At 62.8% G+C, this 20,208-nt stretch carries 16 protein-coding genes and 1 tRNA gene; 11 read left to right on the top strand and 6 right to left on the bottom strand.

Annotation, left to right across the window (positions count from 1 at the left end; translation table 11 throughout):
• The first annotated feature begins 37 nt into the window (after window positions 1-37).
• Together HF916_RS43380 and HF916_RS43375 are read left to right on the top strand one after the other, a co-directional pair.
• A complete protein-coding gene (locus HF916_RS43380) occupies window positions 38-898 on the top strand; it encodes a hypothetical protein (RefSeq protein WP_168794783.1) in 861 nt (286 codons plus the stop codon).
• Window positions 899-1,049: 151 nt separating this feature from the next.
• Complete coding sequence (locus HF916_RS43375; protein ID WP_168794782.1) at window positions 1,050-1,514, top strand: DUF2214 family protein; 465 nt, start codon at window positions 1,050-1,052, stop codon at window positions 1,512-1,514.
• Window positions 1,515-1,681: 167 nt separating this feature from the next.
• Here the strand turns inward: HF916_RS43375 and HF916_RS43370 are convergent, their stop codons facing one another.
• From HF916_RS43370 to HF916_RS43350, 5 genes are all read right to left on the bottom strand, one after another.
• A complete protein-coding gene (locus tag HF916_RS43370) occupies window positions 1,682-3,559 on the bottom strand; it encodes an ABC transporter ATP-binding protein (RefSeq protein ID WP_168794781.1) in 1,878 nt (625 codons plus the stop codon).
• A gap of 500 nt (window positions 3,560-4,059) precedes the next feature.
• Window positions 4,060-4,134 (bottom strand) — tRNA-Val (locus HF916_RS43365).
• Between the two features lie 48 nt (window positions 4,135-4,182).
• Window positions 4,183-4,917: a DNA polymerase III subunit epsilon gene (gene dnaQ, locus HF916_RS43360; protein WP_168794780.1), complete on the bottom strand. Its 735-nt coding sequence runs from the start codon at window positions 4,915-4,917 to the stop codon at window positions 4,183-4,185.
• A 79-nt stretch (window positions 4,918-4,996) separates the two neighbouring features.
• Window positions 4,997-5,443 carry a ribonuclease HI gene (gene rnhA, locus HF916_RS43355; protein ID WP_168794779.1) on the bottom strand — a complete coding sequence of 149 codons (447 nt, stop codon included), beginning with the start codon at window positions 5,441-5,443 and terminating at the stop codon, window positions 4,997-4,999.
• Complete coding sequence (locus tag HF916_RS43350; protein WP_168794778.1) at window positions 5,440-6,303, bottom strand: class I SAM-dependent methyltransferase; 864 nt, start codon at window positions 6,301-6,303, stop codon at window positions 5,440-5,442. The genes rnhA and HF916_RS43350 overlap by 4 nt, the downstream gene beginning before the upstream one ends.
• 19 nt (window positions 6,304-6,322) lie before the next feature.
• Between HF916_RS43350 and gloB the strand changes: the two genes are divergently transcribed.
• The 7 genes from gloB (at window position 6,323) to HF916_RS43315 (ending at window position 16,594) form a co-directional block, all read left to right on the top strand.
• Entirely contained in the window at window positions 6,323-7,114 is a 792-nt protein-coding gene (gene gloB / locus HF916_RS43345; RefSeq protein WP_168794777.1) for a hydroxyacylglutathione hydrolase, read from the top strand.
• A gap of 156 nt (window positions 7,115-7,270) precedes the next feature.
• On the top strand, window positions 7,271-8,965 hold the full coding sequence (locus tag HF916_RS43340; RefSeq protein ID WP_168794776.1) for a transglycosylase SLT domain-containing protein: 1,695 nt from the start codon (window positions 7,271-7,273) through the stop codon (window positions 8,963-8,965).
• A gap of 210 nt (window positions 8,966-9,175) precedes the next feature.
• Complete coding sequence (locus HF916_RS43335) at window positions 9,176-10,417, top strand: MFS transporter (RefSeq protein ID WP_168794775.1); 1,242 nt, start codon at window positions 9,176-9,178, stop codon at window positions 10,415-10,417.
• Between the two features lie 445 nt (window positions 10,418-10,862).
• A complete protein-coding gene (carA, locus tag HF916_RS43330) occupies window positions 10,863-12,017 on the top strand; it encodes a glutamine-hydrolyzing carbamoyl-phosphate synthase small subunit (protein ID WP_168794774.1) in 1,155 nt (384 codons plus the stop codon).
• A 164-nt stretch (window positions 12,018-12,181) separates the two neighbouring features.
• The gene (gene carB, locus HF916_RS43325; protein ID WP_168794773.1) at window positions 12,182-15,436 is read left to right on the top strand and encodes a carbamoyl-phosphate synthase large subunit; all 3,255 of its coding nucleotides are present in this window, start codon (window positions 12,182-12,184) and stop codon (window positions 15,434-15,436) included.
• 151 nt (window positions 15,437-15,587) lie between these two features.
• On the top strand, window positions 15,588-16,064 hold the full coding sequence (greA, locus tag HF916_RS43320) for a transcription elongation factor GreA (RefSeq protein ID WP_054036257.1): 477 nt from the start codon (window positions 15,588-15,590) through the stop codon (window positions 16,062-16,064).
• A gap of 20 nt (window positions 16,065-16,084) precedes the next feature.
• The gene (locus HF916_RS43315) at window positions 16,085-16,594 is read left to right on the top strand and encodes a DUF4149 domain-containing protein (protein WP_168794772.1); all 510 of its coding nucleotides are present in this window, start codon (window positions 16,085-16,087) and stop codon (window positions 16,592-16,594) included.
• A gap of 140 nt (window positions 16,595-16,734) precedes the next feature.
• Here HF916_RS43315 and HF916_RS43310 read toward each other — a convergent pair whose 3' ends face one another.
• Entirely contained in the window at window positions 16,735-17,262 is a 528-nt protein-coding gene (locus tag HF916_RS43310; RefSeq protein ID WP_168794771.1) for a YhbY family RNA-binding protein, read from the bottom strand.
• A gap of 183 nt (window positions 17,263-17,445) precedes the next feature.
• On the opposite strand from HF916_RS43310, the gene HF916_RS43305 reads away from it, so the two are divergent.
• Both HF916_RS43305 and ftsH read left to right on the top strand, forming a co-directional pair.
• Entirely contained in the window at window positions 17,446-18,108 is a 663-nt protein-coding gene (locus HF916_RS43305; protein ID WP_168794770.1) for an RlmE family RNA methyltransferase, read from the top strand.
• A 188-nt stretch (window positions 18,109-18,296) separates the two neighbouring features.
• Complete coding sequence (ftsH, locus tag HF916_RS43300; protein ID WP_168794769.1) at window positions 18,297-20,186, top strand: ATP-dependent zinc metalloprotease FtsH; 1,890 nt, start codon at window positions 18,297-18,299, stop codon at window positions 20,184-20,186.
• Window positions 20,187-20,208 lie beyond the last annotated feature (22 nt).

Raw genomic sequence — 20,208 nt, 5'->3', positions numbered from 1 at the left:
AATTTGGCTGCGGCGCCGCCGACGACAGGAGGATGCCTTGGCGAGAACGAAAGAGACGCGTGCGAACGCGGCGCCCGGCGCCGGAACGATTTTCGCGTTGCGCGCCATCGGTCTCGTGATCCTCGCTCGCTGGCTTTTTTCGATGGCGGACCTGGATGCGGGCGCGTCGTTGCTGGCCATGCTGTCCTCGCCGTGGGCGTGCATCAACCTCGTCTTCCTGTTCCTGCTGATCTTCCTGCCGGGGGCGCGCGCCGTGGCCGAGCGCCCGTTGCATCCGCTGCCGCAATGGCTGCGGCAGGCGCTGCGTCTGTTCGCTTTCCTCGGGTTCCTGTTTGCGGTCTGGTCGGTCGGCGCGTTCGCCGCGAGCGCCGGTTGGCGGCGTGCCGCCAATGCGGTGGCAGCCTCCAACGGCTGGCTGCTGGCCGCGCCGGCGCTGTATGCCGCCGTGCTGTGGATTTGCCGGCCGCGCGCGCTGTGGCGTACCAATATCGCCGCGCGCCGTTTCGCGATCGGCCGCTATGCGGTCGCGCTCGATCCGGCCACGCGGACGGTGATCGTGTGGGCGGAGCGCCGCAAGGTGGGGCAGTACGACGCGCGCGAATTGTCCGTGCGCTGGGCGGCCGGGCAGGACGCACGAACGACGCCGACGCCGACGCCCACTCCGGCCGTGGCGTTCGGCGCCGTGGGCGAGCCGGGTGGGTCCGGCGCGTCGCTGGGGTCGGCGGCTGCGCCGTCGCTGGCGCGCGGCGCCTTCGGCCGCCGTCCGAAGATCGAGTTACTGTGGGATTCGCCGGCCGCCGCGGGGCACAACCGGCAGACCGTATTCCGCACCGCGCTGACGACCGAAGGCGATCGGGTCGCCGCCCGCGCGCTTGACACATCCTTGCAGCAGGTCTGAATCTGCCGGTTTGTGCAGTCGGCCACACCCCGTGGCCGAAGCAGGCGTTGTAGATTGAGCCGTAGTCGATAATGAAGTCATGGCGCCCGGCGCTTCAGCGTGGGCGAGTGAGACACACAACGATCGTATCGCGTCCTTTGCAGGAGTCGCTATGCTGGTTCGCTGGTTGATTGCCGCCATCCATTTGCTTGCTTATGGCTTCGCGCTCGCGTCGATTCTGCGGCGCACGTGGGCGCTCCGCCGCGCGAGCGTGCCTGCCGCGCTGCGCTCCGTGTTCCGGGCGGATACAGGGTGGGGTATCTCGGCATTGGTGTTGATCGTCACCGGGTTGATGCGCGCTTTCGGCGGCCTCGAAAAGGGCGCCGACTACTATCTCCACGAGCCGCTCTTTCATCTCAAGATGACGCTGCTGCTGATCATTCTCATCCTCGAAGTGCCGTCGATGCTCGCGCTGATGCGCTGGCGCGCTGCGATCAGGAAAGGCACCGCGCCGGATTTGCGCAAAGCGCGTTCTTACGCGCGCTATAGCGTGATACAGACGATAGCGATGGTGTTGATGGTGTTTGCGGCGACCGGGATGGCGCGCGGCGTGGGGTTGCCTGCGGGCGTGGTGTAATTCGCAGCGCCCGGGGCGTGTGGACGGTTCGCGCAGGTTAGGGCTGGCGCTGCTTGCGCGTTCGAGCCTGCACTCGCGCTCATAAAAAACGGGCGGTGGAACGCCAATCGAAAACGCCGCTGCATACCTGCGATTTCACGCTGACGTCCCACACGCCCGGTTCCAATTTACTTCCCAACCAGCAAGCTGGAATCGTCCGTCCGGTTCACGTTCGGCCGCGCGGTCCGAGTCGTGAATTCCGGCTCGCCCAGACCCTTGATCAGCTCCAGCGCCTGACGCTCGAACAACCGCCGGTACAGGCCGTTCTCGAGTCTGATCAGCGCGTCATGGCTGCCTTCCTCGATCACCTTGCCTTTGTCCAGCACCAGCAGCCGGTCCAGCGCACGCACGGTGGAAAGGCGGTGCGCCACCACCAGCGTGGTGCGGCCCATCATCAGCCGCTCCATGGCCTGCTGGATCAGCACCTCGCTTTCGCTGTCGAGACTCGACGTCGCCTCGTCCAGAATGAGGATCGGCGCGTCGGCGAGAAACGCCCGTGCGATGGCGACGCGCTGACGTTCGCCGCCCGAGAGCTTGACGCCGCGTTCACCGACCAGCGTGTCATAGCCATTGGGCAGCGCCGCGATGAAGCCGTGCGCGCTCGCGAGCTTCGCGGCCCGCTCGATCTCGGCACGGCTCGCGCCGGGCCGCGCATACGCGATGTTCTCGGCGAGCGAGCGGTGAAACAGCACCGGCTCCTGCTGAACGATCGCGATCTGGCTGCGCAGAGACGCCTGCCGCACTTTGGCGATGTCCTGACCGTCGATCGTGATCCGGCCTTCCGAAATGTCATAGAGCCGCTGGATCAGCTTGATGAACGTAGTCTTCCCCGAACCCGAATGCCCGACCAATCCGACGCGCTCGCCGGGCGCGATGCGCACGGAGAAGTTGTCGTAAAGCGGCCGGCCGTTCGTTCCGTAGTGAAAGGTGACGTGCTCGAACCGGATCTCGCCTTTGCTGATCGTGATCGGACCCGCGCCGGGGCGGTCCTCGATACCGAGCGGCTGGCTCTCCTGCGACACCAGTTCCTCCATGTCGTTGACCGAGCGTTGCAGGTTACGGATGTGCATGCCCACGTCGCGCAGATAGCCTTGCAGCATGAAGAACATGGTCAGCGCGAACGTGATGTCGCCGACGCCCGCTTCGCCGCGCGCCCACAACAGCAGCGCCGCGCCGAGAATCGCGGCCTGGATCGCCACCAGCATGCCGCCCTGGACGCCGCCGTTGATCGTGCCGCGCATCCATGTGCGGCGCGTGCGGTGCCGCCACTTGCCGATCACTCGCGCGAGCAGCACTTCTTCGCGCTCCTCCGCGCCGAACGCCTTGACCACGCCGTTGCAACTCACCGCGTCGGCGAGCGCGCCGCCCATGCGCGTGTCCCACGCATTCGCGAGACGCGCGGCCGGCGCGACGAACCCGAGCGACATGGCCACCGTCACCGCGATGTAGACCACCGAGCCGACGCCGACGACCGCGCCCATCATCGGCCAGCGCCAGCCGAGCAGGACCGTTGCGCCGACCAGCATGACGAGCGACGGCAACAGTGCGATCAGCAGCGTGTCGTTGAGCAGGTCGAGCGCCCACATGCCGCGCGTGATCTTGCGCACTGTGGAGCCGGCGAAGCTGTTGGCGTGCCAGTCGGTCGAAAAGCGTTGCACGCGATGAAACGCGTTGGCCGCGATCTCGCTCATCATCTTGAGCGTGAGCCGGATGATGTTGAAGTACACGCCTTGCCGCAGCAACGTGGCGCCGAGGCCGAGCGCACCCAGCACGCAGAAGGCCGTGATCGCCGCATGCCAGGCGACGGCGTTGCTGGCCGCGCCGGATGCGATGGCGTCGACGAGGCGTCCCGCGAACATCGGCGTGAGTACGTCGGCCAATGCCGAGAGCAGCACCAGCCCCGTAATGACGAGGATGCGCCCAGGCTGCTGCGCCCAGTGATGGAAGGTAAAGCCGAGGACGTCCTTGAAGGCTTGTCCGCGAAAGTCGAGTTTTTTTCTGGTCATTTGCCACGACCCGGTGGCGCATGAGCGCACCGAGGTTCCAGTCAGAAGCGAAAGGACGAGACAGTCGAAAGGCGCCGGAATACATCGGCGATGGCACTGCGGACTGTCTGGGAATTGCGCGGAGTGCCTTATTCAGGCGACACCACGTGAACGGCGAATCGGAGACCTAATCGGACAGATTAAGGTCGCGAGAACGCTCGCGAGACCATGCCGGGGACGGCGATACGCATTGCAAACATGTGGCGCCTCCCTATGGTCGAATGAGGTGGAAAAATGGACGGGGCGAATGCCCGAATGCCAACTATATCAGCAGTATATGGCGGCCGCAAACGTACGAAAATCCGGAGTTGATGACCGAGCCGGACGTTGAGCGCTGGAATCTGCCTGGCATTCCGTACGGTTTCCACACGCCGATCTATGAGTCAAACCGCGAAATGAAAAAGGGCTCACGCATTTCTACGTGAGCCCTTTAGTCTTCGGTGATCGACACACCAAAATTCTGGTGGGTAGTACTGGGATCGAACCAGTGACCCCTGCCGTGTGAAGGCAGTGCTCTACCGCTGAGCTAACCACCCGAAGAGAGCCGGATTATGTCAGGGATTTTCGGCCTCGTCCAGTACTTTTTAAGCGGTTTGCTCATCCGCAGCCGGCGCCGGTTCGAGGCGCCACACGCTCGTGCCCTTGATCGCCTTGTCGAGACCGTCGAGTACCGTCTGGTGCGCGGCAAGCTCGTCGTCGCTGGCGGCGATCACGATCAGATCGAGCGAACTGATCGCCACGCGCGGCGCATGCGCGTCGCCACCGGCGTGCGACTCGCCGAGCATGTCGATGACAAGGCTTTCCTGGCCGCGCGTCATCGCCAGATAGACCTCAGCGAGCAGTTCCGAGTCGAGCAGGGCGCCGTGCAGCGTGCGGTGCGCGTTGCTGATGCCGAAGCGATCGCACAGTGCGTCGAGTGAATTGCGCTTGCCGGGGAATATCTGCTTGGCGCGCGCCAGCGTGTCGATGATTTCGCCGCAGTAGGTTTTTACCTGCGGCAAACCCAGCAACGCGAACTCGGCGTCGAGAAAGCCGATATCGAACGGTGCGTTGTGGATGATCAGTTCCGCGTCCTGGATGAAGTCGCGAAACTGATCGGCGATCTCGGCGAACTTCGGCTTGTCGCGCAGGAACTCGGTGGTCAGTCCGTGCACAGCCAGTGCGCCGGGATCGCTATCGCGTTCTGGATTGATGTAGAAGTGCAGATTGTTGCCCGTAAGCCGGCGGTTCACCATTTCGACGCAACCGAGTTCAAGGATCCGGTCGCCGGTGCGGGCATTCAGGCCGGTGGTTTCGGTATCGAGGATGAGTTGACGCATGTCGGATTAGCCTGCCTGAGATAATTGCAGCAAAAAAAGATGGCGCGCGGCCAGCGGGCGCGCGCCGTCGCAGCAGGAATTACATCTGCGCGAGTGACGCAACGCCGCGATTGGCCAGCTGATCAGCGCGCTCGTTTTCCGGGTGGCCATTGTGCCCGCGCACCCAGCGCCACTCGATGTCGTGTTGCGCCACGAGCGCATCGAGCCGCTTCCACAAATCAGAGTTCTTGACCGGCTGCTTCGCGGCGGTGATCCAGCCTTTCTTCTTCCAGCCGTGGATCCATTCGCTGATGCCTTTTTGCACATATTGCGAGTCGGTATGCACGACCGCTTTGCAGGGACGCTTCAGCGCTTCGAGCGCGGCGATCACGCCCATCAGCTCCATGCGGTTGTTGGTGGTGTTGGCTTCGCCGCCGAACAGTTCTTTTTCCTGGTCGCCGAAGCGCAGCAACGCGCCCCAGCCGCCGGGGCCGGGGTTGCCTTTGCAGGCGCCGTCGGTATAAATATCGATGAGATCGGAAGTCATTGAGTGTGGTTACGTGTATTCGGTGTGGCGGCGGGCGCGAGGCCCGCGGCGAGGACGGGTTTCTTCACTTTCAGCGGGCCGACGAGACGCATGCCGCGCACGCGCTTGATCGCCTTGATCATGTAGGTGGCGCCGAAAATCGGCCACCAGCGGTCGCCGGCGGCCTCCATGAAACCGTAACGGGACAGCCATTGTTCGCTGCCAAGCGGCGGACGATAGCAGCCGAAGCGCCCGCGTTCAAGGTCGAAGCCTAGCAGCTTGATCCAGTCTTTCAGGCGCGTGAAGGCGATCAGGTCGACGGCCGCCGGCACGAACGGCCGGCCGGTCATCTTGCCGACCGATTGCCGCGCGCCCCACAGCGACAACGAATTGAAGCCGAGAATGATCAGCTGGCCTTCGGGCATCAACACGCGCTCGGCTTCGCGCAACAGACGGTGCGGGTCGCTCGTGAATTCCAGCGTGTGCGGCATCACGATCAGATCGACGCTTTGCGCTTCGAACGGCAGGTCCAGCAGGTCGCACCAGACGGCGCTGCGTCCATCTGGCGCCGGCAAACCCGCGAGTGCGTCTTGCGCCGCGCCGTTGCCTGAACCATTGCGATTGCCATTGCCGGCCCGCCCCGCGCCGCGCGGATACGCATACGGCGCGCTCGCTCCGCTCGCGGCGTCGAGCACGAGCCCGCGGCATGGCATGCGGTTCTCGCGCAAGGCGTCGAGCTGCGGCAGGCCGAGTTGCAGCGCATGGTAACCGAACACGTCCGACACCACGCGGTCGAGCTGGGTTTGCTCCCACTCGAGTACGTATCGGCCAGGTGGCGAGTCGGTCCAGGCGGGCCAGTCTATAATCGATCCGTCAGTCATATCAAAGAATGCGTCGCCTATGAATGCGCTCGAGTACGTACCGGTCCCGGCGTTTGATGACAATTACATCTGGGTCGTTTCCGACGGATACCACGCGGCAGTCGTCGATCCGGGTGAGGCCGCCCCCGTAAAAGCCTATCTGGCGAAACGGGGTTGGCGGCTGAGCGCTATTTTACTCACGCACCATCATCAAGACCACGTCGGCGGGGTGGCCGATCTGCTGAATGGCCAGGCCGTGCCCGTCTACGGCCCCGCCGGTGAAGCGATCGAGCATCTCACGCACCGTCTGAAAAATGGTGATCACGTGTCGATTGCTGCACCCGCGCTCGAATTGAGCGTGCTCGACGTGCCGGGTCACACGAGCGGCCACATCGCCTATTTCCAGCCGGCCGACCCGCAAGGCACGCCGCATGTGTTTTGCGGCGACACGCTGTTCGCCTGCGGTTGCGGCCGGCTGTTCGAAGGCACGCCGAAGCAGATGCTCGCCTCGCTGGATGCGCTGGCCGCCTTGCCCGGCGCGACCGAGGTTCACTGCGCGCACGAATACACGCTGTCGAATATCCGCTTCGCGCTCGCCTGCGAGCCGGGCAACGCCGAACTGCAAGCCTGGCGGGACAAAGCGAGCGAATTGCGCGCGCGCGACGTGCCGACGCTGCCCACCACGATCGCCCACGAACGCGCCGTGAATCCGTTTTTGCGCGCCGGCGTTGCGACCGTTCAGGCGAACCTGCAGGAGCAGCTGCACGAGAAAGTGCCGGATCGATTGACGGCCTTTACCTTGATGCGCGAATGGAAAAACCGCTTCCGTTGACCGGGCCCCAGGCAGGGCAATCCTCACGCGAAGAATCGGAAAAATTCGCCAAGCCCAAGATTTACTTGATTTTTTCGTAATTTTCCGATTGACGTAAACGTTGCCGTTTCGTACTATCGGCTGCAAATTCCAGCCCTTGTGGAAGCCGAGATTTTCATGCGATTTATCTTTAGTGCGTTGCTGGTCCTGACGCTCGCCGCCTGCGCGAGCCAGGGACCGACGACGAGTATTCCGAACACCGCAACCAACCCCGCCAGTCAGCAAGCCGTAGCAGACGCCCTTCGCAAGTCAGCCACCGCCAAAGAGACGATCAACGTCGATCAAGGCTCCGTCACTCAGTTGACAAGCGCCGACGCCGACCTTTGGGGCCGTATTCGCCGTGGTTTCCAGATGCCGGACCTGCAAACCGACCTCGTCGACATGCAGGTCAGCTGGTATGCGCAACGGCCTGACTACGTGCAGCGCATGACCGAGCGCTCGCAGAAGTACCTGTATCACATCGTCGAAGAGCTTGAAGCGCGCCATATGCCGACCGAGCTCGCGTTGCTGCCGTTCATCGAATCGGCGTATAGCCCGCAGGCGTTGTCGGTGGCGAAGGCGGCCGGCATGTGGCAGTTCATGCCGGGCACGGGGCGCACCTACAACCTCAAGCAGAACATGTGGCAGGACGAGCGCCGCGACGTGCTGGCGTCGACCAGCGCCGCGCTCGACTATCTGTCGCGTCTGCATGACATGTTCGGCGACTGGCAGTTGGCGCTCGCGGCGTACAACTGGGGCGAGGGTAACGTGCAGCGCGCCATTGCGCGCAACGAAGCGGCGGGCTTGCCCACCGACTACCTCAGCCTGCGCATGCCGAACGAGACGCGTAACTACGTGCCGAAGCTGCAGGCGGTCAAGAACATCGTGATGAACCCGCAAATGTACGGGCTCGCGCTGCCGAGCATTCCGAACCACCCGTATTTCGTGACGGTGACCACCTCGCACGACATCGACGTGGACATGGCCGCCAAGCTCTCGAATCTGTCCGCAGACGAATTCCGCTCGCTGAACCCGTCGTTCAGGAAGCCGGTGATTCTCGGCGCGACGCAGCCGCAGATCCTGCTGCCGTTCGATAACGCCAGCGCCTTCGAGCGCAATCTGAAGACTTACTCCGGTTCGCTGTCGTCGTGGACCACGTACACGGTCACCGAACGCGCGGCGCCCGCGGCGATCGCGCAGAAGATCGGTGTCGACGCCGACACGCTGATGGAAGTGAACAAGATTCCGGTCGGCATGCGTTTGAAACCCGGCTCCACGATCGTGGTGCCGCGCGGTTCGGATGACGACGAGGACATCAGCGCCGACGTCGCCGAAAGCGCGGTACTGGCCATGGAGCCCGACGTCCCCGATACGCGCAAGATGCTGATTCGCGTGCGCCGCAATCAGTCGATGGCGGCCATCGCCGTGCGTTACGACGTGTCGGTCGGCCAGCTGAAGGCATGGAACCGTACGCATCGCGACGGCGTTTCGCGCGGTCAGGTGATCGTGCTGCACGTGCCGGTCGGCAAGGCCATGCCGAGCGAGCCGGGTCCGGAACGCATCGCGACCGATGTGCAAGGCGGCGGCGTCGAGAAGATCGGCACCCGCGTCGCAGACTCCAGAAGTGAATCTCGCTACGATAAGAAGAAGGGTCGTGGCCGGACAGAGGTGGTGAAGGTGTCTGAACCGGTAGGCAAGGTCAGCAAGCCGACGGCATCCAGCGCCAGCAATGGCAAGGTGACCAAGGTGTCGGCTTCCACGTCCAGCAAGGCGTCGAAGGCTGCGGCAGAGAGCCACCCGAAGACCGCGGCCAGCGCGAAGAAGGGTAAGTAGACCAATAGCGGCTCACACGGTAGTGACCACATGCGTTGCGGGGGCAGCGCATGAATTGCGCTCCGATCACGCACCGTGCTTTTTCCAACGCCGTCACCTGTGGTGACGGCGTTTTTCATTCCGCAGATCATTTCGGGCAAAGCCGTCGCTTTTCCTTTATCTTTCGTGCTTCGGTCAAACCCATTCGGCCAGCCGCCTAACTCAAAGCTCATGTCGTCGACCCAGTTGCGCGTCTTTTTGCTGTTCTCCGCCGGTTATTTCGTCTCCTACGTGTTCCGCGGCGTCAACCTCGGCTTTGCGCCGTTCATTACGCACGATCTCGGTTTGTCGGCCGCCGATCTGGGCCTGCTCACCAGTCTCTATTTCCTCGGCTTCGCGGGCGCTCAGATTCCGGCTGGTGTCCTGCTCGATCACTTCGGCGCGCGGCGTGTCACGGCCGTCACGCTGCTATTTGCCGCGCTCGGTATTGGGGTGTTCGGCGCCGCGCAAAGCGTGGGCGTGATGATGGTGGGGCGACTGCTGATCGGCGTCGGCGTTTCCGTGTGTCTTGGCGCTGCGTTCAAGGCATTGGCGCAGCACTTCGCCGCGGCGCGCCTGCCGCTGATGAACGGACTGGTGATGGCGATCGGCGGCTTCGGTGGCGTGATGGTCGGCTCGCCGCTGACGTGGGTGCTGACCTTCGCCAGCTGGCGCGCGGTCTGCGTCGGGCTGGGTTTGCTGACCGTGCTGGTCGCACTGGCGCAGTGGACGCTCGCGCCGGACACGAAGGAATCGCATCATCAGGCGAGTCTAGGTGCCCAGTTCAAAGGCACGCTGCATATTTTGCGCAGCTCGGCGTTCTGGAAGGTCGCGTCGTTCTCGGTCGTTACGCAAGGCGTCTTCTACGCGATGCAGTCGCTTTGGGTCGGCGCGTGGCTGCGTGACGTACAAGGCTTCGAGCCGCGCGAAGCCGCCGCGCTTGTCTCGATTCTCGGCTTCGCGATGATGGCCGGCTGCGTGGGCTTCGGCGCGGCCGCGCGCAGTCTCGAACGGCGCGGCATCTCGCTCCATGCGTTTTGCGGCATCGGCATGGCGCTGTACGTCGTGACGCAGTTGCTCATCATGTTCAAGGCGCCGCTGCCCGCGGGCCTGTTGTGGGCGGCATACGGGATCTTCGGCGGCACCGGTATTCTCAGCTACGCGGTCATGGCCCGGCACTTCCCGGCGCAGATGATCGGCCGCGTGAATACCACGCTGACGTTGATCATCTTCCTGCTGATTTTCGGCTTCCAGATCGGCGTCGGCGCGGTGCTGTCGCAATGGCCGGCGAGCGGCGGCCATTATCCGGCGGCCGCGCATCTGACCGCGTGGGGCATTCTGGTCGCGCTGCAGGTGCTGAGCGCAATCTGGTACGTCTTGCCGGGCCGCAAGCTGGTTCGTCCGGCCGAAGTCCACGCAGAACAGGACGCTTGAACCGGCATGGCACGACGCTTCGGCGGCCGTGCCCTGTCTGCCGACGCTATCCCGATTCGCGCTCCTGAAAATGCCGCAGAGCGCCGTGCACCCAAGACGCAGCAAGGCTTTGAGCGATTTCAAGGCGCGCTCCCCCTCGCGCGCTCACCATCTCGGATTTGGAGAGAAGGGCAGTTTCACGCTATAATTCCAAGGTTTGAGCTTATCAACCCGCACCCTAGCGCCTACCTCTCCCATACCGTTCATCCGCCGCGCGCCACCGGCGTAGCAAGCAGGGCCCAAGGCCCAGTTCCCAGCCGATCCGTCCACACAATGGACCCATCGCGCCCCTTGCAACGTCAACGGCAGTTCGCGAGCGAGTCTGCGCGCGCATCCCGATGCGTTTCGCTGCGGCTCGCAGTCGGATAGACAGGTCGGCAACAGGGTGTTCCCCAAGGAGTCTCCCGTGTTGCCGTCATTTTCTCCCGCTCTGCTCGCGCTCGCCGACGGCACGGTCTTTCGTGGTTACTCGATCGGCGCCCCCGGGCATACGATCGGCGAAGTCGTGTTCAACACCGCTATCACCGGCTATCAGGAAATCCTGACTGACCCGAGCTACGCGCGCCAGATCGTGACCCTCACGTATCCGCATATCGGTAACGTCGGCGTGAACGCCGAAGACGTCGAAGCTACGAAAGTCCATGCCGCCGGCCTGATCATTCGCGATCTGCCGGTTCTCGCGTCGAACTTCCGCATGGAGCGCACGCTCCCGCAATATCTGCAGGACGAAGGCGTGGTCGCCATCGCCGGTCTCGACACCCGCATGCTGACTCGCGTTCTGCGCGACAAGGGCGCGCAGAACGGCGCGATCCTCGCCGGTTCGGACGACGAAGCCAAGGCGATCGAACTCGCGCGCTCGTTCCCGGGCCTCGCGGGCATGGACCTCGCCAAGGTCGTGTCGACCAAGGAAACCTACGAGTGGACCCAGACCGAATGGCGTCTGGGCGAAGGCTACGGCACGCAGAAGGCGCCGAAGTACCGCGTCGTGGCGTTCGACTACGGCGTCAAATACAACATCCTGCGCATGCTGGCCGAACGCGGCTGCCACGTCACCGTGCTGCCGGCGCAAGCCAGCGCCGCTGACGCGCTCGCACTCAATCCGGACGGCATCTTCCTGTCGAACGGCCCGGGCGACCCGGAACCGTGCGACTACGCGATCCGCGCCACGAAGGAGCTGATCGAGCGCGGCGTTCCGACCTTCGGCATCTGCCTCGGCCATCAGATCATGGGCCTCGCGGTCGGTGCCAAAACCATGAAGATGAAGACCGGCCACCACGGCGCGAACCATCCGGTGAAAGATCTGGACGATGGCCGCGTAGTGATCACGTCGCAGAACCACGGCTTCGCGGTCGATGCCGACACGCTGCCTGCCAACGCTCGCGCCACGCACGTCTCGTTGTTCGACGGCACGCTGCAGGGCTTCGCGCTGACCGACAAGCCGGCGTTCTGCTTCCAGGGTCACCCGGAAGCGTCGCCCGGTCCGCATGACATCGCCTATCTGTTCGACCGCTTCACGGCGTTGATGGACACGAAGAAGGCCGGCAAGACCGCAGCGGCATAAAGCGGGAGCCAAGTCTCGGCGGCGCACGGCTCGCGCCGCGCCGCGCGTAATCGACGCACAGCGGCGCACGCGCGGCGAGCCGCACCAGACAGAGCAGAGCGCGCGCAACGCCACAGCGGCGCGCGCCGACGGAAAGAATTCAGGAATACATTAGCGAGAGCGTTATGCCCAAGCGGACAGATATCAAGAGCATCCTCATCATCGGCGCGGGTCCGATCATCATCGGCCAGGCGTGCGAGTTCGATTACTCGGGCGCGCAGGCATGCAAGGCGCTGCGTGAGGAAGGCTACAAGGTCATTCTCGTCAACAGCAATCCGGCGACGATCATGACCGACCCGAACACGGCCGACGTGACCTACATCGAGCCGATCACGTGGGAAGTGGTCGAGCGCATCATCGCGAAGGAGCGCCCCGACGCGATCCTGCCGACGATGGGCGGCCAGACCGCGCTGAACTGCGCGCTCGATCTGCACGCGCACGGCGTGCTGGAGAAGTACAAGGTCGAGCTGATCGGCGCGTCGCCGGAAGCGATCGACAAGGCGGAAGACCGCCAGAAGTTCAAGGACGCGATGACCAAGATCGGCCTCGGTTCGGCCAAATCGGGCACCGCGCATTCCATGGAAGAAGCGCTTCAGGTGCAGGCCGACATCGCTGTGCTAACGGGCAGCGGCGGCTATCCGGTGGTGATTCGTCCGTCGTTCACGCTGGGTGGTTCGGGCGGCGGCATCGCGTACAACCGCGACGAGTTCGAAGAGATCTGCAAGCGCGGCCTCGATCTGTCGCCCACGCGCGAATTACTGATCGAAGAGTCGCTGCTCGGCTGGAAAGAGTACGAGATGGAAGTGGTCCGCGACAAAATGGACAACTGCATCATCGTTTGCTCGATCGAAAATCTGGACCCGATGGGCATCCACACCGGCGACTCGATCACCGTCGCGCCGGCGCAAACGCTCACGGACAAGGAATATCAGATCCTGCGTAACGCATCGCTCGCGGTGCTGCGCGAGATCGGCGTCGACACGGGCGGTTCGAATGTGCAGTTCTCGATCAATCCGAAAGACGGCCGGATGGTCGTGATCGAAATGAATCCGCGTGTGTCGCGCTCGTCGGCGCTGGCGTCGAAGGCGACCGGTTTCCCGATCGCGAAGATCGCCGCGAAGCTGGCGGTTGGCTACTCGCTCGACGAACTCAAGAACGAAATCACCGGTGGCCAGACCCCGGCATCGTTCGAACCGACCATCGACTACGTCGTCACCAAGATCCCGCGTTTCGCGTTCGAAAAATTCCGCGAAGCCGATTCGCGCCTGACCACGCAGATGAAGTCGGTCGGCGAAGTGATGGCGATCGGCCGCACCTTCCAGGAGTCGTTCCAGAAGGCGCTGCGCGGTCTGGAAGTCGGCGTCGACGGTCTGGACGAAAAGACCGATAACCGCGACGAGATCATCCGCGAGATCGGCGAAGCCGGTCCGGATCGCATCTGGTACGTGGGCGACGCGTTCCGTGTCGGCATGACGGCCGAAGAAATTTTCGAAGAGACCTCGATCGACCCGTGGTTCCTCGCGCAGATCGAACAGATCGTCCTGAAGGAAAAGGCGCTGGCAGGCCGCACGCTCGCGAGCCTCTCGAAAGAAGAGTTGAAGTACGTGAAGCAAAGCGGCTTCTCGGACCGGCGTCTCGCCAAGCTGCTCGGCGCGAAGCCGGCGGAAGTGCGTCAGCGCCGTATCGAGTTGAACGTGCGCCCGGTGTACAAGCGCGTCGACACGTGCGCGGCCGAATTCGCCACGAAAACCGCCTACATGTACTCGACCTACGAGGAAGAGTGCGAGGCGAACCCGACCAACAACAAGAAGATCATGGTGCTGGGCGGCGGCCCGAACCGGATCGGCCAAGGCATCGAGTTCGACTACTGCTGCGTGCACGCTGCGCTCGCCATGCGCGAAGACGGCTACGAAACGATCATGGTCAACTGCAACCCTGAGACCGTTTCGACCGACTACGACACGTCCGATCGTCTGTACTTCGAATCGCTGACGCTCGAAGACGTGCTCGAAATCGTCGACAAGGAAAAGCCGGTCGGCGTGATCGTGCAATATGGCGGCCAAACGCCGCTGAAGCTCGCGCTCGATCTCGAAGCGAACGGTGTGCCGATCATCGGTACGTCGCCGGACATGATCGACGCCGCCGAAGACCGCGAGCGTTTCCAGAAGCTGCTGCAGGACCTCGGCCTGCGTCAACCGCCGAACCGCACCGCGCGCGCCGAAGACGAAGCGCTCAAGCTCGCCGACGAAATCGGCTATCCGCTGGTGGTGCGTCCGTCGTACGTGCTGGGCGGCCGCGCGATGGAAATCGTCCACGAGCCGCGCGACCTCGAACGCTATATGCGCGAGGCCGTGAAGGTGTCGAACGATTCGCCGGTGCTGCTCGACCGCTTCCTGAACGACGCGATCGAATGCGACGTGGATTGCATCTCCGACGGTGAGGCTGTGTTTATCGGCGGCGTGATGGAACACATCGAACAGGCCGGTGTGCACTCGGGCGACTCGGCGTGCTCGCTGCCGCCGTATTCGCTGTCGAAGGAAACCATTGCTGAGCTGAAGCGGCAGACCGGCGCGATGGCGAAGGCGCTGAACGTGATCGGCCTGATGAACGTGCAGTTCGCGATTCAGCAGGTGCCGCAGGCAGACGGCTCGAAGGAAGACGTCATCTACGTGCTCGAAGTGAACCCGCGCGCCTCGCGCACGGTGCCGTACGTGTCGAAGGCGACCAGCCTGCCGCTGGCGAAGATCGCGGCGCGCGCTATGGTCGGGCAGAAGCTCGCCGAACAAGGCGTGACGAAGGAAATCGATCCGCCGTACTTCAGCGTGAAGGAAGCCGTGTTCCCGTTCGTCAAGTTCCCGGCAGTCGATCCGGTGCTCGGACCGGAAATGCGTTCGACCGGCGAAGTGATGGGCGTCGGCCAGACTTTCGGCGAAGCGCTGTTCAAGTCGCAACTCGCAGCGGGTTCGCGTCTGCCGGAGTCGGGCACGGTGCTGTTGACCGTGATGGACGCGGACAAGCCGAAGGCCGTCGAAGTTGCGCGCATGTTGCACGAACTCGGCTATCCGATCGTCGCGACCAAAGGTACGGCCGCCGCGATCGAAGCAGCCGGCGTGCCGGTGAAGGTTGTCAACAAGGTGAAGGACGGCCGTCCGCACATCGTCGACATGATCAAGAACGGCGAGATCGCGCTGGTCTTCACGACCGTCGACGAAACCCGCGCGGCAATTGCCGACTCACGCTCGATCCGCATGAGCGCGCAGGCGAACAAGGTCACGTACTACACGACCATGTCCGGTGCGCGTGCCGCAGTCGAAGGTTTGCGCTATTTGAAGGACCTCGAAGTCTATGATTTACAAGGCCTCCACGCTCGCCTAAACTAAGGCTTCGAATACCTGTCCAAGATGTAAGTGCCGCGGTTAAGCGGCGTTCCGCAGGTGCTTGGCGCCGGGCTTTGCTCGGCGCTCTGGCCCCCGCGGAATGCACTTAACCGCGGTGATTTTTTTTACGGCTGTTTTTTGCATAGAGTTGTTTATGAGCACTGTTCCATTGACGAAGCGCGGCGCGGAAATGTTGCGCGATGAATTGCAGCGCCTGAAATCGGTTGAGCGTCCTTCGGTGATCAATTCGATCGCGGAAGCGCGTGCCCAGGGCGATCTGTCGGAAAACGCGGAATACGACGCGGCGAAGGAAAAGCAAGGCTTTATCGAAGGCCGGATCGCTGAAATCGAATCGAAGCTGGCAGGCGCGCAGGTTATCGATCCGGCCGCGGTGGAAGCGGACGGGCGCGTGGTGTTCGGCGCGACGCTCGAACTCGAAGACCTCGATTCGGGTGCAAAGGTCAAATATCAGATCGTCGGCGACGACGAAGCGGACATCGACCACGGTTTGATCTCGATCAGCTCGCCGATCGCGCGCGCCTTGATCGGCAAGTCGGAAGGCGACGTTGCGTCGGTGCAGGCTCCGGGCGGCGTGCGCGAATACGAAATCATCGCGGTTAGCTACGTTTGAAGGCGGCTCCGGTGTCCCTGATGCCGCATCGATTTTTCCGCTTATTGACGGTGGTATGGGTCGGTAGTCTGCTGACTATCGGCTATGCCGTCGCACCCGTGCTGTTCACCTCGCTCGACCGGATGACGGCCGGCGCGGTGGCGGCGCAACTGTTCCGCATCGAAGGCGTGCTGGGTGCGGTGTGCGGCATTTTGCTGCTCGGTCTCGCGAACCTGCTGGTTCGGCGCGGCAGCAATGCGTATCGCCGCTTGCGCTGGCTGATCGTCGGCATGCTGGTATGCGTGCTGGTTGGTTACTTCGCGTTGCAGCCTTTCATGAATGCAATGCGCATTGCCGCGCTCGAAGCGGGCAGCGATGTCGGACATTCGGTTTATGCAACGCGCTTCGGCATCCTGCATGGCGTGTCGAGTCTGTTCTACCTGATCGAAAGCCTGCTGGGTGTCGCGCTGGTGTGGAAACTGCCTGCGGGCGCAGGCGTTGTCTCGGCTGAGCAGGGTGCTCGCGGTACGGCGGGGAAGGTCGCTGGCTGAGACAAGCCACTGAAGCTGCTTCGCGGCGCTTGGGCGTGCAAACTGGCGCGGCGAGCTTGCGGGGCAATGTTGAGCTTTGAGGTCTTGATCACGCAGCCCATGTCAAGGTGCGGACGCCGCCCGCACCTCTCATCATTCGCTTATTTCGACGACTGATGCGAGCGCTTCGCGCTGGTCTGGCGCTTCTTGGCGCGCTTGATGTTGCCGCCTTGCGTCACGCGTTCATTGCCGCGCACCACAACGGCTTTGGCCTTGGGTTTGCGCATCGGGATTTCGCTGGGCTTCACGACCGTCACGACGCGCGGCGCGCGGCCCTTGCCCGGTTTGGCTTCCACCGCGGCTTCGCGGGCGCTCGGCAGGGCGCCGCGTTTGGTCTTCACCGCCGGTTGTGCAACTTCCGGCTTCCAGATCACCAGCAGCTTGCCGATATGCTGGATCGGCGCGGCGTTCAGCTTGTCGCAGACGTCTTCATAGATCGCGATGCGCTCTTCGCGTTCGTCGCCGAACACGCGGATTTTGATGAGTTGATGAGCACCAAGGTGGACCTTGATCTCGGTGAGCACAGCGTCGGTCAAGCCTTCGGCGCCGACGAGCACGACCGGTTTGAGCGCATGTGCCTGGGAGCGCAACTCGGCGCGTTGGTCGGAAGAGACTTTGAGGGCGGGCATGGAAAGTGGGAGACTCGACTAAAATGGCGGCACCTGCATTTCCGAGAGATTCGGCCAATCGCGCAGGGCGGCGCGTCAGAACAACAGAATCGCGGATGACTGCCAGTTTTGGCGGCGTCCGCGCGAATTAACCGCGTATTATCCCCTAAAGCGTGTCATAACGCAGCAAGAGTTCAACGCTTAATGGCAAAAAACAAATTCAACACGGCGTGGTTGCATGATCACATCAACGACCCGTACGTAAAAATGGCGCAGCGGGAGGGCTATCGTGCCCGCGCAGCCTACAAGCTCAAGGAAATCGACGAACAGGACAAGCTGATCCGTCCCGGCCAGGTGATCGTCGACCTCGGGTCGGTGCCGGGCAGCTGGAGCCAGTACGCGCGTAATAAGCTTGCCAAGGGTTCGCAGCGCGACGCCGAGCGCGAAGGTGGCATCGACGGCACGATCATCGCGCTGGATATGCTCCCGATGGAGCCGATTGCCGACGTCACTTTCATTCAGGGTGACTTCCGCGAAGACACCGTGCTGAGTCAACTGGCAGAATTGGTCGGCGAACGCCAGGTTGATCTTGTAATTTCGGATATGGCGCCCAACCTGTCGGGAGTGGCGGTGGCGGATGCCGCGCGAATCGAGCATCTGTGCGATCTCGCGCTGGAATTCTCACAAAATCACCTGAAACAGGATGGTGCCCTTTTAGTCAAATGCTTTCACGGCAGCGGTTACAGCCAGATTGTCGAAAAGTTCAAGCATCAGTTTAAGGTGGTGGCGGCCCGCAAGCCGAAAGCCTCGCGGGACAAGTCGTCAGAAACGTTTATTTTGGGTAAGCATCTCAAGCGGCCCGCATAGGACGCTGCAGGACGGTTCCGCATCTGCCGATAATGCGATCATGGCCTTGGAAATGGGTACTGGAATGGCCCGCTGTCCTATTTCTGTGGTAGTGAAACCTTATGGCAGGGGTCTGCGGACTGGATTAGAATGCTTTCGTGGTGCCGCAAGGCAAATGTAGGCGCCCGTCTAAGTGAAGGAGTGGTGCTTTGAACAACAATATGTTTTCGAAAGCAGCAGTGTGGCTGGTTATCGCACTGGTGCTGTTTACGGTGTTCAAGCAGTTCGACAAGCCCCGTGTCCAGGAAGGCGTTTCCTATTCGCAGTTCATGGACGACGCGAAGAACGGCAAAGTCAAGAACGTCATTGTCCAGGGGCGGAACCTCACGGTCACTCCAGCAGACGGCCAGAAGTACCAGATCGTGTCGCCCGGCGACATCTGGATGGTCGGCGATCTGATGAAGTATGGCGTTCAGGTGAGCGGCAAGGCTGATGACGAACCCAACGCGCTGGTGTCCGCGCTGTACTACCTCGGGCCGACGATCCTGATCATCGGTTTCTGGTTCTACATGATGCGACAGATGCAGGGGGGCGGGAAAGGCGGTGCGTTCTCGTTCGGTAAATCCCGTGCACGTCTGATCGACGAAAACAACAACGCAATCAATTTCACCGACGTCGCCGGTTGCGACGAAGCCAAGGAAGAAGTCTCCGAACTGGTCGATTTCCTGCGCGATCCGCAGAAATTTCAGAAGCTGGGTGGCCGCATTCCGCGCGGCGTGCTGCTGGTTGGCCCGCCGGGGACCGGTAAGACGTTGCTTGCGCGCGCCATCGCCGGCGAAGCGAAAGTGCCGTTCTTCAGCATCTCGGGTTCGGACTTCGTCGAAATGTTCGTCGGTGTCGGCGCGGCTCGTGTGCGCGACATGTTCGAGCAGGCCAAGAAGCACGCACCGTGCATCGTGTTCATCGACGAAATCGACGCGGTCGGCCGTCATCGCGGCGCCGGCATGGGCGGCGGTAACGACGAACGCGAACAGACGTTGAATCAGATGCTGGTCGAGATGGACGGCTTCGAAGCGAACTCGGGCGTGATCGTGATCGCTGCAACGAACCGTTCGGACGTGCTCGACAAGGCGCTTCTGCGTCCGGGCCGTTTCGACCGTCAGGTGTATGTCGGTCTGCCGGATATTCGCGGCCGTGAGCACATCATGAAGGTTCACCTGCGCAAGGTGCCGATTTCGAATGACGTCGATGCAGCGGTGATCGCACGCGGCACGCCGGGCTTCTCGGGCGCCGACCTCGCGAACCTGGTGAACGAAGCGGCTTTGTTTGCAGCTCGCCGTGGCAAACGCATCGTCGAAATGAACGACTTCGAAGACGCGAAGGACAAGATCTTCATGGGTCCGGAGCGCAAGTCGGCCGTGATCCGCGAAGAATCGAAGCGCGCCACGGCGTACCACGAGTCGGGCCATGCGGTGATCGCCAAGCTGTTGCCGAAGGCCGATCCGGTGCACAAGGTCACGATCATTCCGCGTGGCCGCGCGCTGGGCGTAACGTGGCAGCTGCCGGAGCATGACAACGAAACGTATTCGAAAGACTACCTGCTGGATCGTCTCGCGATCCTGTTTGGCGGCCGCGTCGCGGAAGAGCTGTTCCTGAACCTGCTCAGCACCGGCGCGTCGGACGATTTCAACAAGGCGACGCAAACGGCGCGTGCCATGGTGGCTCGCTTCGGCATGACGGATGCACTCGGACCGATGGTCTACGTCGACGACGAAAACGACGCCACGCCGTTTGGCCGCGGCTTCACGCGCACCATTTCGGAAGCGACGCAGCAGAAGGTCGACGCCGAAATCCGCCGCGTGCTGGACGAGCAGTACAACCTCGCGAAGCGTCTGCTGGACGAGAACCGCGACAAGGTCGAAGCGATGACCGCCGCGCTGATGGAGTGGGAAACGATCGACGCCGATCAGATCAACGACATCATGGCAGGCCGTCCGCCGCGTTCGCCGAAGACCTCCACGCCGTCGGCAACCGACGCCTCGTCGGGCGGCAGCCCGGGCACCGAGGTCAAGCCGGGCAGCGCAACGGCGCCGGCCTGATAGGCGACCAGTAGAAAGTGCG

The sequence above is a fragment of the Paraburkholderia aromaticivorans genome (assembly GCF_012689525.1).
Taxonomy (GTDB): Bacteria; Pseudomonadota; Gammaproteobacteria; order Burkholderiales; family Burkholderiaceae; genus Paraburkholderia; species Paraburkholderia aromaticivorans_A.
Note: the sequence above shows the minus strand (reverse complement) of the source record. Positions and strands in the feature narration are given on the sequence as shown.

What these genes read in the sequence shown, in the direction of transcription:
- HF916_RS43350 (WP_168794778.1), bottom strand. Translation starts at nt 6,303, where the DNA reads ATGACTGACGGATCGATTATAGACTGGCCCGCCTGGACCGACTCGCCA.
- carB (WP_168794773.1), top strand. Translation starts at nt 12,182, where the DNA reads ATGCCCAAGCGGACAGATATCAAGAGCATCCTCATCATCGGCGCGGGT.
- rnhA (WP_168794779.1), bottom strand. Translation starts at nt 5,443, where the DNA reads ATGACTTCCGATCTCATCGATATTTATACCGACGGCGCCTGCAAAGGC.
- dnaQ (WP_168794780.1), bottom strand. Translation starts at nt 4,917, where the DNA reads ATGCGTCAACTCATCCTCGATACCGAAACCACCGGCCTGAATGCCCGC.
- HF916_RS43340 (WP_168794776.1), top strand. Translation starts at nt 7,271, where the DNA reads ATGCGATTTATCTTTAGTGCGTTGCTGGTCCTGACGCTCGCCGCCTGC.
- HF916_RS43375 (WP_168794782.1), top strand. Translation starts at nt 1,050, where the DNA reads ATGCTGGTTCGCTGGTTGATTGCCGCCATCCATTTGCTTGCTTATGGC.
- gloB (WP_168794777.1), top strand. Translation starts at nt 6,323, where the DNA reads ATGAATGCGCTCGAGTACGTACCGGTCCCGGCGTTTGATGACAATTAC.
- HF916_RS43315 (WP_168794772.1), top strand. Translation starts at nt 16,085, where the DNA reads ATGCCGCATCGATTTTTCCGCTTATTGACGGTGGTATGGGTCGGTAGT.
- HF916_RS43310 (WP_168794771.1), bottom strand. Translation starts at nt 17,262, where the DNA reads ATGCCCGCCCTCAAAGTCTCTTCCGACCAACGCGCCGAGTTGCGCTCC.
- HF916_RS43305 (WP_168794770.1), top strand. Translation starts at nt 17,446, where the DNA reads ATGGCAAAAAACAAATTCAACACGGCGTGGTTGCATGATCACATCAAC.
- HF916_RS43370 (WP_168794781.1), bottom strand. Translation starts at nt 3,559, where the DNA reads ATGACCAGAAAAAAACTCGACTTTCGCGGACAAGCCTTCAAGGACGTC.
- HF916_RS43335 (WP_168794775.1), top strand. Translation starts at nt 9,176, where the DNA reads ATGTCGTCGACCCAGTTGCGCGTCTTTTTGCTGTTCTCCGCCGGTTAT.
- greA (WP_054036257.1), top strand. Translation starts at nt 15,588, where the DNA reads ATGAGCACTGTTCCATTGACGAAGCGCGGCGCGGAAATGTTGCGCGAT.